This is a genomic window from Saccharothrix sp. (assembly GCF_031180885.1).
In the GTDB taxonomy this organism is placed as follows: Bacteria; Actinomycetota; Actinomycetes; order Mycobacteriales; family Pseudonocardiaceae; genus Actinosynnema.
On record NZ_JAPSLK010000028.1, the window covers coordinates 87,114 to 99,998 of the forward strand.

General features: G+C 72.5%; 11 protein-coding genes and 1 pseudogene. 9 read left to right on the forward strand and 3 right to left on the reverse strand.

Annotation, left to right across the window (positions count from 1 at the left end; all coding sequences use genetic code 11):
* Positions 1-509: 509 nt before the first annotated feature.
* Positions 510-1,844 (forward strand): M28 family peptidase, encoded by a 1,335-nt coding sequence (locus RIN75_RS27100; RefSeq protein ID WP_309114851.1) that lies wholly within the window; start codon positions 510-512, stop codon positions 1,842-1,844.
* Here the strand turns inward: RIN75_RS27100 and RIN75_RS27105 are convergent.
* From RIN75_RS27105 to RIN75_RS27115, 3 genes are read right to left on the reverse strand one after another with little or no spacing between them, the layout of a single operon-like run.
* Positions 1,801-2,787 carry a YafY family protein gene (locus RIN75_RS27105; protein WP_309114852.1) on the reverse strand — a complete coding sequence of 329 codons (987 nt, stop codon included), beginning with the start codon at positions 2,785-2,787 and terminating at the stop codon, positions 1,801-1,803. The genes RIN75_RS27100 and RIN75_RS27105 overlap by 44 nt on opposite strands.
* Positions 2,788-2,825: 38 nt before the next feature.
* A complete protein-coding gene (locus RIN75_RS27110; RefSeq protein ID WP_309114853.1) occupies positions 2,826-3,323 on the reverse strand; it encodes a hypothetical protein in 498 nt (165 codons plus the stop codon).
* Positions 3,323-4,822 (reverse strand): helix-turn-helix transcriptional regulator, encoded by a 1,500-nt coding sequence (locus RIN75_RS27115; protein WP_309114854.1) that lies wholly within the window; start codon positions 4,820-4,822, stop codon positions 3,323-3,325. The genes RIN75_RS27110 and RIN75_RS27115 overlap by 1 nt, the downstream gene beginning before the upstream one ends.
* A gap of 335 nt (positions 4,823-5,157) precedes the next feature.
* Between RIN75_RS27115 and RIN75_RS27120 the strand changes: the two genes are divergently transcribed.
* From RIN75_RS27120 to whiA, 8 genes and pseudogenes are all read left to right on the forward strand, one after another.
* The gene (locus RIN75_RS27120) at positions 5,158-5,652 is read left to right on the forward strand and encodes a hypothetical protein (RefSeq protein WP_309114855.1); all 495 of its coding nucleotides are present in this window, start codon (positions 5,158-5,160) and stop codon (positions 5,650-5,652) included.
* 24 nt (positions 5,653-5,676) lie between these two features.
* Entirely contained in the window at positions 5,677-6,066 is a 390-nt protein-coding gene (locus tag RIN75_RS27125) for a Rieske (2Fe-2S) protein (protein ID WP_309114856.1), read from the forward strand.
* A 110-nt stretch (positions 6,067-6,176) separates the two neighbouring features.
* Positions 6,177-6,680 (forward strand): Rieske (2Fe-2S) protein, encoded by a 504-nt coding sequence (locus tag RIN75_RS27130; RefSeq protein WP_309114857.1) that lies wholly within the window; start codon positions 6,177-6,179, stop codon positions 6,678-6,680.
* 65 nt (positions 6,681-6,745) lie between these two features.
* A pseudogene (locus tag RIN75_RS27135) lies at positions 6,746-7,140 on the forward strand (DUF6247 family protein).
* 345 nt (positions 7,141-7,485) lie between these two features.
* Entirely contained in the window at positions 7,486-9,426 is a 1,941-nt protein-coding gene (uvrC, locus tag RIN75_RS27140; RefSeq protein WP_309114858.1) for an excinuclease ABC subunit UvrC, read from the forward strand.
* A gap of 26 nt (positions 9,427-9,452) precedes the next feature.
* Positions 9,453-10,310 carry an RNase adapter RapZ gene (gene rapZ, locus RIN75_RS27145; RefSeq protein WP_375296029.1) on the forward strand — a complete coding sequence of 286 codons (858 nt, stop codon included), beginning with the start codon at positions 9,453-9,455 and terminating at the stop codon, positions 10,308-10,310.
* A gap of 2 nt (positions 10,311-10,312) precedes the next feature.
* Positions 10,313-11,338 (forward strand): uridine diphosphate-N-acetylglucosamine-binding protein YvcK, encoded by a 1,026-nt coding sequence (gene yvcK / locus RIN75_RS27150; RefSeq protein WP_309114865.1) that lies wholly within the window; start codon positions 10,313-10,315, stop codon positions 11,336-11,338.
* Positions 11,329-12,315 (forward strand): DNA-binding protein WhiA, encoded by a 987-nt coding sequence (gene whiA / locus RIN75_RS27155; protein WP_121227983.1) that lies wholly within the window; start codon positions 11,329-11,331, stop codon positions 12,313-12,315. Before yvcK ends, whiA begins: the two co-directional genes overlap by 10 nt.
* Positions 12,316-12,885 lie beyond the last annotated feature (570 nt).

Genomic DNA, 12,885 nt, shown 5'->3' on the forward strand with positions numbered 1-12,885 from the left:
GGCGGTACCCGGCCGGCCTGGCGGTACCCGGCCGGCCTGGCGGGGCTCGGCTGCCTGGTTGGGCGGCGGTCGGCAGGTCGGGCGGTGCTCGGCCGGCCCGGCTGCCTGATTCGGCGGCGCTCGGCCGGCCCCGCGATGCCCGGTTAGCCGGCTCGCGGTGCTTGGCCGGCTCGGCGGCTGTTGGCCGGCTCGGCGGTGGTCGGCTGGTCGGGCGGTGCTCGGCCGGCCCCCGGCGGCGGTCGGCTGGTTCGGCGCGGCTTGGGTCGGCAGGCTCGGCCGTGTCCGCCGACCGCCGGCCTTGTCGTACCTCGCTGGGACAATGAGCCCCGGGGCGCTTCAACCGGGATTGTCGTACCCCCGTGAGATCATGGAACCGGGGGCCGGAGGCCGGGCAACCCGCTGATCGTCGTGGTCCCGATGGCCGCCACCTGTCCGCCATCGGGACTCTTCCCGCCTACCCCCGCCCTGCCTAGGTTCAGGTGACCGACCCGAACCGAGGGGGCTGCAAAATGCGTAGACGGTCTGTGCTGGCTGGTGCCGTGGCGGCGGCGGGAGCCGTCACCCTGGGGCTCAACCCCGCCGCCAACGCCCAGCGGCCCGGTGCGTCCGCGGCGCCGGAGCTGGACCTGGGTGACTTCCCCGTCGTGGCCCGGGTGCGGGCCCGCCGGGCGCTGGAGCACCTCAAGGTGCTCAGCGACGGCATCGGCCAGCGCATCGGCGGCACCGAGTCCGAGCACCGCGCCCGCGACTACATCGCGGACGTCCTCCGCAAGCTCCGCTACCAGGTGGAACTCCAGCCGTTCACCGTCCCCGACAAGTACCTCTCCACCCTCACCCTGCCCGACGGCGCCGTCTGGAACGCCGCCGCCTCCCGCTTCGGCGCGCTCAACACCTCCGCCACCGGCCCGCTGCTGGACCTCGACAACGGCTCCGCCCTGCCCGCCGACCTCACCGGCCAGGTCGTCCTGCTGGTCAACGTCCCCGCCGGCTCCACCGCCGCCCTCGACGCCGTCGCCCGCGGCGCGAAGGCCGTGCTCATCGGCCGCGTGTCCACCCCTCCGGCCGGCAAGACCAGCGCGTTCTCGCCCGCCCTCACCGCGACCGTCGCCGTGCCCGTCCTCGGCATCGCCCAGGTCCACGTCGAGCGCCTGCGCGCGGCCAAGCCCGCCACGATCACCGTGGCCACCACCCACCACCCCAATTTGACCTCGTACAACGTCCTCGCCGAACGCCCCGGCACCTTCGGCGGCGACGACGTCGTCATGGTGACCGCGCACTACGACAGCGTCCCCGGCTCGCCCGGCGCGAACGACGACGGCAGCGGCACCGTGCTCGCGCTCGAACTGGCCCGCGTCCTGCGCCACCTGCCCACCCACAAGGCCCTCCGCTTCGCCCTGTGGGGCTCCGAGGAGCAGGGCCTGCTCGGCTCCCGCTACTACGTCAACCAGCTCACCGACCCCGACGCCGCCCGCATCGCCGGCGTGTTCCAGAACGACATGGTCGCCACCAGCCACGGCCCCGCCACCGCGTACTGGCTGCTGTCGGTCGACGGCGGCGACAACGCCACCACCCGCGAGGTCGCCGCGGCCGCCGCCCGCCTCGGCTACGGCTCCCAGGTGCACGGGCCCGTCGCGCGCGGCAGCAGCGACCACGTGCCCTTCCACGAGCGCAAGATCGCCGCCGCGAACTTCTCCTGGCGCGGCGAGGGCGGCCCCCACCAGCTGGAACCGCTCTACCACACGCCCGAGGACACCATCGAGCTGAACGTCAGCCCCGAACGCCTCCAGGTGTCCCTGGAACTCATCGGGGCGGCGGCGTACCGCCTGGCCTGCCAACGGAGCTAGCCGCGTTGAGGAACCGCTCGCCGAGCACCCGCAGGTGCTCGGCGAGTTCCGGCGGCGAGACCACCTCGAAGTCCACCCCGATCAACCCGATCCACAGCCCGAGTTCCTCCAACGACGGCGACCCCGCCGTCAGCAACGTCCGCCCGCCGTCCAACGCCTCCAGGTGCACGGAGGTCTTGGACGTCCGCCGCTCGACCTCCTCGATCGGCGCGTGCATGATCAACTCGGCCTTGTACGTGTACGGCGCGACCGTCAGCTGCCGGGACACGTAAGACGCCAGGTCCTCGTCAGGCGGATCGCGCGGCACGAACCGAGCGCCCAACGTCGGCTCCTCGACGATCCGGTCCACCCGGAACGTCCGCCAGTCCTGGCGATCCACGTCCCAGGCCACCAGGTACCAGCGCCGCCCGGTGTGCGCCAACCCCAACGGCTCCACGTGCCGCTTGCTGTCCCCGTCCCGCCCGGCGTACGGGAACCGCAACCGCTGGTGGTCCCGGCAGGCCCCGGCGATGGCCGTCAAGGTCGCGGAGTCCACGGTCGCCACCGACGGCGTTAGCGAGATGGTGTGCTCCTGCAACGCGTTGACCCGCCGCCGCAGCCGGGACGGCAGCACCTGCTCCAACTTGGCCAACGCCCGGACCGACGTCTCCTCGATCCCCGTGACGGTCCCGTTCGCGGCGGTCCGCAACCCGACCGCCACGGCGACCGCCTCGTCGTCGTCGAGCAGCAGCGGCGGCAGCTCGGCCCCGGCGCCGAGCTGGTACCCGCCGGACACCCCGGGCACGGAGTTGACCGGGTACCCGAGGCTGCGCAGCTTGTCGACGTCCCGCCGCACCGTCCGCACGTCGACCCCGAGCCGGTCGGCGAGGTCCGCCCCGGTCCAGTCCCGGCGGACCTGGAGCAGCGACAACAACTTCAGCAGCCGGGCCGAGGTCTCCAACATGCCCGGAGTCTCCCACCGATCGAGGACGACTCCCGTCCTCAACCCTTCCGGCGGGCGCCCTCCGGCCACACCACGACCACCGGCACCCCGGACGCCCGGGCCGTCTCGACCACGTCGGCCGTCCCGCCCCGACCGTCCGGCGGGTTCCCGTCCCACACCGCGATCAGCAGCTCCACCGACGCCAGCATCCGCTCGTTCGCCATGACGTAGGCGTGCCGCCCCGACAGCTCGTTCGGCAGCACGCTCACCACGTGCGCCCGCGCCAGCAGCTCGTCGTACTCCGCCCGCTTCGCCGGCTTGAGCCTGTCCCGGTAGTCGATCGCGGGCAGCACGACCTCGACCCGGCCGCCCAGCTCCAACACCACCCGCGCGAACAGCTGGTCCGCGCCCGGCGCCAGGCAGGTCACCCCGACCAGGGACGACCCGCCCGCCGCCTCGGCGTCCAACGCCTCGCGGAGCGCCGAGCGGATCGCCGCCCGCACGACGTCGACGCATTCGGGCACGAGGTTGCTGTGCCCGGTGACACCCACGCGCATCAAGCCGTTCGCACCCCGCGAATCGCGTCGCGCGTCTCCCGCACCACCGGGAGGTCGCGGTGGCGCTCGGCTTCCTTCGCGAAGTCGTGCAGCTTGCGCACGACCCGCCCGGAGGCCAGGCCCGCCGCCGTGGGCAGCACCTGGTTGATCAGGGCGCACGCCTCTTCCGGCTCGTCCGCGACCATGCGCGTGCGGGCCAGGCCGATGACGTCGAACGCCCGGTTGCGCACCCGGGACGGGTCGCGCAGGGACAGCGCGCGGCGGATGTGCCGCTCCGCCTGGGGCGCCTGGCGCGGGTCGTGTCCGGCCAGGTCGCGCATCCTGGCGCCGATCACGCCCTCCAGCTCCGCCTCGTCGAAGCTGTCCAGCCACCACGGCTCCGCGCCCGGCCTGCGCTGCGCGAAGCTGTCCTGCGCCTGGCCCACCGCGCGGTGGAACTCGCGCACGCGGCCCATCTGCGCGTACGCCCACGCCTCCCTCGTCCGCAGGAGTGCTTCTAAAGTCGGCGTCGCGCTGCGCCGCGTCCCGTACTGGCCCAACTGCACCAGCTCGAGCCCGTCCTCGGGCCGCCCGAGGTCGAACATCTGCCGCGCCATGGCCGCCAGGCACAGCGCGGCGAACGGGTCGTTGCGGCCCGCTTTCGCCATCCGGATGCCGAGCACGTAGTACCGCTGCGCGGCGTCGTGCATACCGGCGTCCCACGACATGCTCGCCGCCACCTTGGACAGCTCCGCGCCGATGAAGAACGCGCGTTCCGTGGTGGGGCCCGCGGGCGCCCGCGACAGCCGCTCGGCCAGTTCCTCCAACTGCCCGAGCACCGCCTTGCGCGCCAGCCCGTACCCGCCTCGTCCACCCCACCCGCGCAGCCCGTCCGCGACGCGCTGCAACGCGGCCAGCTCCTCCTCGCTGATCGCCGCGCTCGACGACCACCGGGTCAGGGGCTGGAGGGGGTGGAGCCACCGCTGCAGCGGTTCGACCAGGGCGGGACCCATCGCCACCGCGGCTGCTCCGGTGAGCGCCGCTCGTCTGCTGATCGCCAAGTCGCTCCTCGCCGTCTCCTCGACCGATCTGGCAATGCTCGACGCGTCCCACGCCGCGGCGAGCACATCGGGCGGGGCGCCGTGGTCGGCGGGACCCGCCTGGCTTGGGACACCGACGCGGTCGAACCACAGCCGGTCACCGGGGATGCGCAGCGCCCGCGCGAACTGGCGCAGCTTCTCGATCCGGTCGATCGGGTTGTCCCCGGTCTCGTACCGCGACAGCTGGGCCTGGCTGATCCCCAGCCACGACGCCATGCGGTCCTGGGTGACGCGGCTGACGTGGTGCGGGTGGCGGCGGTAAGCGGCGAGGACCGCTCCCATGTCCCGGTCGGTGAAGGCGGCGACCATCACCTCGTGGTCCCAGAAGTCGGCCGGGACCTCGGGCGGGCCGTACAGCTCGGTACGCGAGTTGCGCCGACACCGGTGGCAGAGCCGGTCTGTGTTGTCGGCGGCGATCACCGCTCCGCACAACGGGCAAGCGCGCCTGGTACTGGATGCTCTCCGAGCTTTCGGTTCCATCGGCTCGCTCCCGTCACTGAGCGTGGTCGACAGTCTATCGGCATGTGATCGGTAGTCCATTCATTTCGTGCATAAACGGGGGTGGGGCCTCCTGCGCGGCCCAGGTGAGGCCGGGTGGTGCATCCACTTGATGCGTCCGGTGCATGGGATCAACCCGGAAGGGGTGTGGTGGCCGGCGGTATATGCGCCCACCCTGCGGGATGTGGTCCGGGACCGGGACGACCCCCGGCCTCGGGTCACCGCCCGCTCCACCCGACCGGGGAGGGACCTCCACGATGAGCATCACCGCCTCAACCAATGCTGACACCACACCGCGTCTCGGGCCGCCCCGTGACCGTGCGCACCAGCAGGCGCTCGGCGAGGCCATCGCGGGTTACCGGCTGCTGGGCTGGAAGGTGTCCGTCACCGAACAGGGCGTGTTCCTGCCGCTGGGCCCCGCCACCACCGCACTGGCGATGCCCGCGCGGATCGGCTCGCGCGTGCTGGCCGACCTCAAGGCCCGGATGCTGGCCGGGCCGGTCACCGTCATACCCGGACCCCGGGAGCACTGGGTGTTCCTCGCCGAACTCGTCGCCTTGCTGCCCACGCACCTGAAGGCGCCGCCCGAGGTCCAGTTCGTCCGCTCGCCGCAGCGCATCGCCCTGCCGCCGACGATGACCCGCTACGGCTCCCTCCGGTGGGCGAACCCGCCGTCGCACTCCCGGCACTGGTTCCCGCCGTTCACCGCGGTCCTCGCGCTGGCCCGCACGGCGACCGCGTCGGACCGCTGACGGTCGGTTTGTGATGATGGGCGGGTGGAACGCAGGACACTGCTGGTGTGCGGACTGCTCGCCCTGACCGGCTGCGCGGCCGGCCCGACCCGCGCGCCCGGCGTCGGCTCCGCCCGTGCGGGGGAGCGCGTCGCCGGTCTCGCGGACGTGCCCGACGGTTCGGGCGCGCTGGTGCCGGTGGGTGCGGACGGCCAGTTGCTGCTGGTGCGGTCGGGTGCGTCCGTTCGCGCGTTCAACCCGGCCTGCCCGCACCAGGGCACGGTCGTCAACCCGCCCACCGCGGGCGTCATCACCTGCCCGACGCACCGGTCGACGTTCGACCCGTCGTCGGGCGCGGTGCTGTCGGGTCCGGCGGAGAAGGGGTTGAGGGAGGTACCCGTCCGGGTGACCGGTCAGGACGTCGTGCTGGCCTGACGCTGGCTTGACAGCGTCTCGACAGCTTCTCGACAGCGTTGAACCCCGCGTCCCGTGGTGTCGTATTGCGGTAGAGACCGAACGACGACCCACCACCCGGAGGACCGGTTTTGACCACCACCGACAACCCCGTCCTGTCCCGCCGTTCGATGCTGTGCGGAGTCCTGGTGGCGCTCGCGGTACCCGGCGGCCTGGCCGCGTGCGGCACGGCGAGCACCCCCGGCAACACCGGCACCCCGAACACCGGCACCCCGAACACCGGCACCCCGAACACCGGCACCACTGGCGGCTCGGCGCCCACGACCACCGGCGGTTCGGGCGGTTCCGAGGGCATCGTGGCCCTGTCCGAGGTCCCCGACGGCGGCGGCGTCGTCGTGGAGGCGGGCGGCAAGAGCCTGGTCGTCACTCGATCGGGTTCGACCGTGAAGGCGTTCGACGCGGCCTGCCCGCACGCGGGGACGACGGTCGCGGCCCCGTCCGGCGGCACCATCACGTGCCCGAACCACGGCAGCCAGTTCTCGGCGTCCGACGGCGCCGTGAAGAAGGGGCCGGCGACGTCGGGCCTGAAGACGGTCGCGGTGAAGGTCCAGGGCGACCAGGTCGTCCTGGCCTGACGGCAGGTGCCGACAACTGACGACAGGTGCCGACAGGTGAGGACGGCTGGGGATATCGTGTCGGCATGGCCTCTCCTGTCGAGCGCCTCCCCGAGCCGCACCGGTCGACGGTGAGCGGCGCGGATGTCGATCGCCTGGAGCCCACGCCGGAATGGGTGGGCGATGAGGTCGCGGCGGAGAAGTTCCCCTCGCCCGAAGACATCCGCGCCGCCCTGCTGCCCGAAGAGGCCCCGGACTTCGACGCCGCCTACGACGCCGCGCTCGTCGCCGCCCGCAAAACGTTGCGCCTCGACGACTGCGCCACGTGCTGCGCGCATGGCGGCGGGTGGCCCTGATGACCGAACAGGACCCCGAGGGGCGCCGCCGCACTCTGGCCACCATCGCGGAGGTCCGGCGCACCGGCCGGCCGCCTGCCGGTAGCGCGTCCTGGGACGAACTCAAGGTGAAGTTGGGCCTCTGAGCACCGCGATCCAGGAGCGGCTTTTCGGTGGGGTACACGCTCAACGTCGATGCTCGCGCACAAGCGCAGATCGACGCGCTTCCGGCGGAGGGGCTCGCCGCCCTGGCCGAAGCGTTCGAGGTCCTGTCCCTCGTCCCTGAGCGGGCAGCCCGATCAACCCGGACAACCCCGATGGGGCGGTACGGCAGCTCGCGTTCGGTGCCGGCTAGGGCATGGTCACCTACCTGCTGCTCCAGGACCAAGATCGCGTCGACGTGCCCGTCGTGATGTGGATCGCCTTCACATAGCCCTGGACAGGGGTTGGGCGCGCGTCTCACTGTCGGTGGGCGCACGTAGGCTTGTCGGGTGGCCGACCCGTCGACCTATCGCCCCGCGACAGGCTCCATCCCCGACGCCCCCGGCGTGTACAAGTTCCGCGACGCCAACCGGCGTGTCATCTACGTCGGCAAGGCCAAGAGCCTGCGGTCGCGGTTGAACTCGTACTTCGCCGACGTCGCCGGGTTGCACCCGCGCACCCGGCAGATGGTGACCACCGCGGCCGGTGTCGAGTGGACGGTCGTCACCACCGAGGTCGAGGCGCTCCAGCTCGAGTACAACTGGATCAAGGAGTTCGACCCCCGCTTCAACGTCCGCTACCGGGACGACAAGACCTACCCCGTCCTCGCGGTCACCCTGAACGAGGACTTCCCCCGCCTCCACGTCTACCGCGGCCCGCGCCGCAAGGGCGTCCGCTACTTCGGCCCCTACGCCCACGCCTGGGCCATCCGGGAAACCCTCGACCTCCTCCTCCGCGTCTTCCCCGCCCGCACCTGCTCCGCGGGCGTGTTCAAGCGGCACAACCAGATCGGGCGGCCCTGCCTGCTCGGCTACATCGACAAGTGCTCCGCGCCCTGCGTCGGCAAGGTCACCCAAGAAGAACACCGGGACATCGTCGAGGACTTCTGCGACTTCCTCGCCGGCAAGACCGACGCGATGGTCCGCAAGCTCGACAAGGAGATGACCGCCGCCGCCGAGGAACTGGAGTTCGAGAAGGCCGCCCGCCTCCGCGACGACCTGTCCGCCCTCAAGCGCGCCCTCGAGAAGCAGGCCGTCGTGCTCGGGGACGGCACGGACGCCGACGTCGTCGCCTTCGCCCAGGACGACCTGGAGGTCTCCGTCCAGGTCTTCCACGTCCGCGGCGGGCGCGTCCGGGGCCAGCGCGGGTGGGTCGTGGACAAGGTGGACGAGACGTCCGTCGCCGACCTGGTGGACCAGTTCGTCACCCAGTTCTACGGCGAGCAGGTCGAGTCCGCGCAGGCCAGCGGCATCGAGTCGGCTCCGGTGCCGCGCGAGGTGCTGGTGCCGGAACTGCCCGACGACGCCGCCGCGGTCGAGCGCTGGCTCACCGACCTCCGGGGCGGGAAGGTCGTGCTGCGGGTGCCGCAGCGCGGGGACAAGCGGGCGCTGATGGAGACCGTCGAGCGCAACGCCAAGGAGGCGTTCCAGCAGCACAAGCTCAAGCGCGCGGGCGACCTCACGGCCCGGTCCGCCGCCCTCCAGGAACTCCAGGACGCCCTCGGCCTGGACTCCGCGCCGCTGCGCATCGAGTGCACCGACATCAGCCACGTCCAGGGCACGGACGTGGTGGCCTCGCTGGTCGTCTTCGAGGACGGCCTGGCGCGCAAGTCCGAGTACCGGCGCTTCGCCGTCCGCGAGGGGGCGGACCAGGGGGACGTGGCGTCCATCGCCGAGGTGGTGCGCCGCCGGTTCCAGGCCTACCTGCGGGAGACCAAGCAGGACGGGCCGCTGCCGGGCATCGACCCGGAGACCGGCAAGCCGCGCAAGTTCGCCTACGCGCCCAACCTGCTCGTGGTCGACGGCGGCGCGCCGCAGGCCCAGGCCGCCAGTGACGTGCTGGCCGAGCTGGGCATCACCGACGTGGCCGTGGTCGGCCTGGCCAAGCGGCTGGAGGAGGTGTGGGTGCCGGGCGAGCCGGACCCGGTCATCCTGCCGCGCACCAGCGAAGCGCTCTACCTGCTGCAACGGGTCCGCGACGAGGCGCACCGGTTCGCGATCGCCTACCACCGCCAGAAGCGGTCCAAGCGCATGACGACCTCGGCACTGGACGACGTGCCGGGTCTCGGGCAGACGCGGAAAGCGGCGCTGCTCAAGCACTTCGGCTCACTGAAGAAACTCCGTGAGGCGAGCATCGAGGAGATCAGCGGGGTGCCTGGTGTGGGCAGGCGCACCGCGGAGGCCGTGCACGCGACGCTGAGCGCGGCCGGTACCGAAGGGGAGCAATCGTGAGCGCACAGGCCGGCGAGAAGTCCGGCATCGAGGTCGCGGTGGTGACGGGCCTGTCGGGAGCGGGCCGGTCCACCGCCGCGAAGTGCCTGGAGGACCTGGGCTGGTTCGTGGTGGACAACCTGCCGCCCGAGCTGATCGCGACGATGGTGGAGCTGGGCGCGCAGGCGCGGGGGGCCATCACCAGGGTCGCGGTCGTCATGGACGTGCGCAGCCGCGCGTTCACCGACGACCTGGCGGCGGTCATCAAGGACCTGGACGCCCGCGGCTACAAGCCGAAGGTGCTGTTCCTGGAGGCCACCGACGACGTGCTGATCCGCCGGTTCGAGTCGGTGCGCCGCGGCCACCCGCTCCAGGCCGACGGGCGGCTGCAGGACGGCATCGAGGCCGAGCGGGTCCTGCTCACGCCGCTGCGCGAGGAAGCGGACCTGGTGCTGGACACCTCGGCGCTTTCCGTGCACCAGTTGCGCGCCAAGATCGAGGACACGTTCGGCAGCGAGTCGGCCACCCGGACCCGGGTCACCGTGCTGTCCTTCGGCTACAAGTACGGCCTGCCGATGGACTCCGACCTGGTCATGGACGTCCGGTTCCTGCCCAACCCGTTCTGGATCCCGGAGCTGCGCGAGCAGACCGGCCTGGACGGGGACGTGCGCAACTACGTGCTCACCCAGGAGGGCGCGGAGGAGTTCCTGGACCGCTACCACGAGCTGCTGCGCCTGATCGGCGCGGGCTACCGGCGCGAGGGCAAGCGCTACCTCACGCTGGCCGTGGGCTGCACGGGCGGCAAGCACCGCAGCGTCGCCATCTCCGAGGAGCTGGCGTCGCGGCTGGCCGCCGAGGACGGCATGGCCGTGAAGGTCGTGCACCGGGACCTGGGACGCGAGTGAGCTTGAAGGCAGTGGCACTAGGCGGTGGGCGCGGCTTGCACGTCACGCTCACCGCCCTGCGGCGGGTCACCGACGAGGTGACCGCGGTGGTGACGGTCGCCGACGACGGCGGGTCGTCCGGCCGGCTGCGCCGTGAACTGGGTCTGCTCCCGCCGGGCGACCTGCGCAAGGCGATGGTCGCGCTGGCCGACACCGAGGGCGCAGGCAGGTTGTGGGCGGAGCTGTTCCAGCACCGGTTCGGCGGCACGGGCGCGTTGGCCGGGCACGCGATCGGCAACCTGGTCCTGGCGGGGCTGCTGGAGCAGCTGGGCGACCCGGTGGCCGTGCTGACCGAGGCGGGCAAGCTCCTGGGCGTGCGCGGGCGGGTGCTGCCCATGTGCACCGAGCCGCTGGAGATCGAGGCGGACGTGACCGGGCTGGACGAGGACGCCGACGTGGTCCGGCGCATCCGCGGCCAGGTCGCGATCGCCACCACCCCCGGTCGGGTGCAGCGCATCCGCCTGCACGGACCGGGCGGCCCGGGCGAGCCGCCGCAGGGGTGCCCGGAGGCGGTGCAGGCCGTGCTGGACGCCGACGTCGTGCTGCTCGGGCCGGGGTCGTGGTTCACCAGCGTGCTGCCGCACCTGCTGGTGCCGTCCCTGCACGAGGCGCTGACCCGGACGTCGGCGAAGAAGGTCGTCGTGCTCAACCTCGTCCCCCAACCGGGGGAAACCGCCGGGTTCTCCCCGGAGCTGCACCTGGACGTGCTGTGCGCGCACGCCCCGGATCTGCGCGTCGACGCCGTCATCGCGGACGTCGACGCGGTGCCCGTGCCGGACCGCCTGCGCCGCGCCGCCGCAGCTCTCGGGGCCGCGGCGCACCTGTCGCCGATCGCCCTGGCCGGTTCACCCGACCGCCACGACCCGGCCGCGCTCGCGTTGAGCATTCGCCGGGCGTTGGACGGCCTGCTTGCGGGGCCCGGCGAGGCGTCGAGTACAACGCTGGTGGAACAACGCGAGACCAGGGGAGGCGATGCGCCGTGGCGATGACGTCCGCGGTCAAGGACGAGCTGAGCAGGCTGGCCGTCTCCAAGACGTGCTGCCGGCGGGCCGAGGTCGCGTCGCTGCTGCGGTTCGCGGGCGGCCTGCACATCGTCGGCGGGCGGGTCGTGGTGGAGGCCGAACTGGACCTCGGTTCCACCGCGCGGAGGCTGCGCCGCGAGATCCACGACCTGTTCGGCCACCAGTCCGACGTCTTCACCATCACCTCCAGCGGCCTGCGCAAGGGCACCCGGTTCGTGGTGCGGGTGGTCAAGGACGGCGAGGGCCTGGCCCGCCAGACCGGTCTGCTGGACCCGCGCGGCCGTCCCGTGCGGGGTCTGCCCGCGCCGGTGGTGTCCGGTGGGGTGTGCGACGCGGAGGCGGCGTGGCGCGGGGCGTTCCTGGCGCACGGGTCGCTGACCGAGCCGGGCCGGTCGTCCTCGATGGAGGTCACCTGCCCCGGTCCCGAGGCGGCCCTGGCCCTGGTCGGCGCGGCGAGGCGGATGGGCATCGGCTCGAAGTCCCGGGAGGTCCGGGGCGCGGAGCGGGTGGTGATAAGGGACGGCGACGCCATCGGCGCGATGCTGACCCGCCTGGGCGCGCACGACAGCGTGTTGGCCTGGGAGGAACGCCGGATGCGCCGCGAGGTCCGCGCCACGGCGAACCGCCTGGCCAACTTCGACGACGCCAACCTGCGCCGTTCGGCGCGTGCGGCGGTCGCGGCGGCTGCCCGCGTGCAGCGCGCTCTGGAGATCCTCGGTCCCGAGGCTCCGGACCACTTGGCGGCGGCTGGGGCTTTGCGGTTGGCGCACCGGCAGGCGTCTTTGGAGGAGCTGGGCCAGCTCTCGGACCCGCAGATGACCAAGGACGCGGTCGCGGGGCGGATCCGGCGGCTGCTGGCGATGGCGGACAAGCGGGCGCGGGAACTGGGGATGCCGGACACGGAGTCGGCGGTCACGGCGGAGATGCTGGAAGCCGAAGTCTGACCGCCGACCCCGCGTGGTCAGGCGACCAGCTCGACCCCGCAGGTCAACCCGGGCGCCTTGGACAGCTTGACGTCCGTGGGTCAGCAGCGGGACTTCCAGCGCGGTCGCGAGGGCGACGTACAGGGCGTCGTAGAACCGGACCGTGTCAAGCCCCCAAGCGTGCTTGGTGACCGGGCCGACATGGGAGTGACGGTGGTCGATAAGACCTTCCAACGCCACCAGGCCGGTCCACGCGGTCTCCTCGGTGATCTCCTTGCGTCGGACGGCTCGCCTGAGCACGTCGCCGACCTCGGCGTCGATCAGGCGGGGCGCGTGGCAGATCGACTCGGTGATCCGCTTGCGCAGCACCACCCCCACCGCGGTCGCACCTGGATCGTCGCCATAGCGCCAATCTGGCGCTACTCCAGCGCTACGGCAGCGCGAGTGGTTGGCCCGGTCGGTGTCCCCCCGTTACCTTTTTCGTAGTTCCTGATCAAGGAGCTGTGGTCGCCGGGTCCGGCATGACTGACGCCCCCAGTCGAAGGCATGATCCGGGGGGTGGTGTCACCGGACCCGGTGGCATCGCCGGAC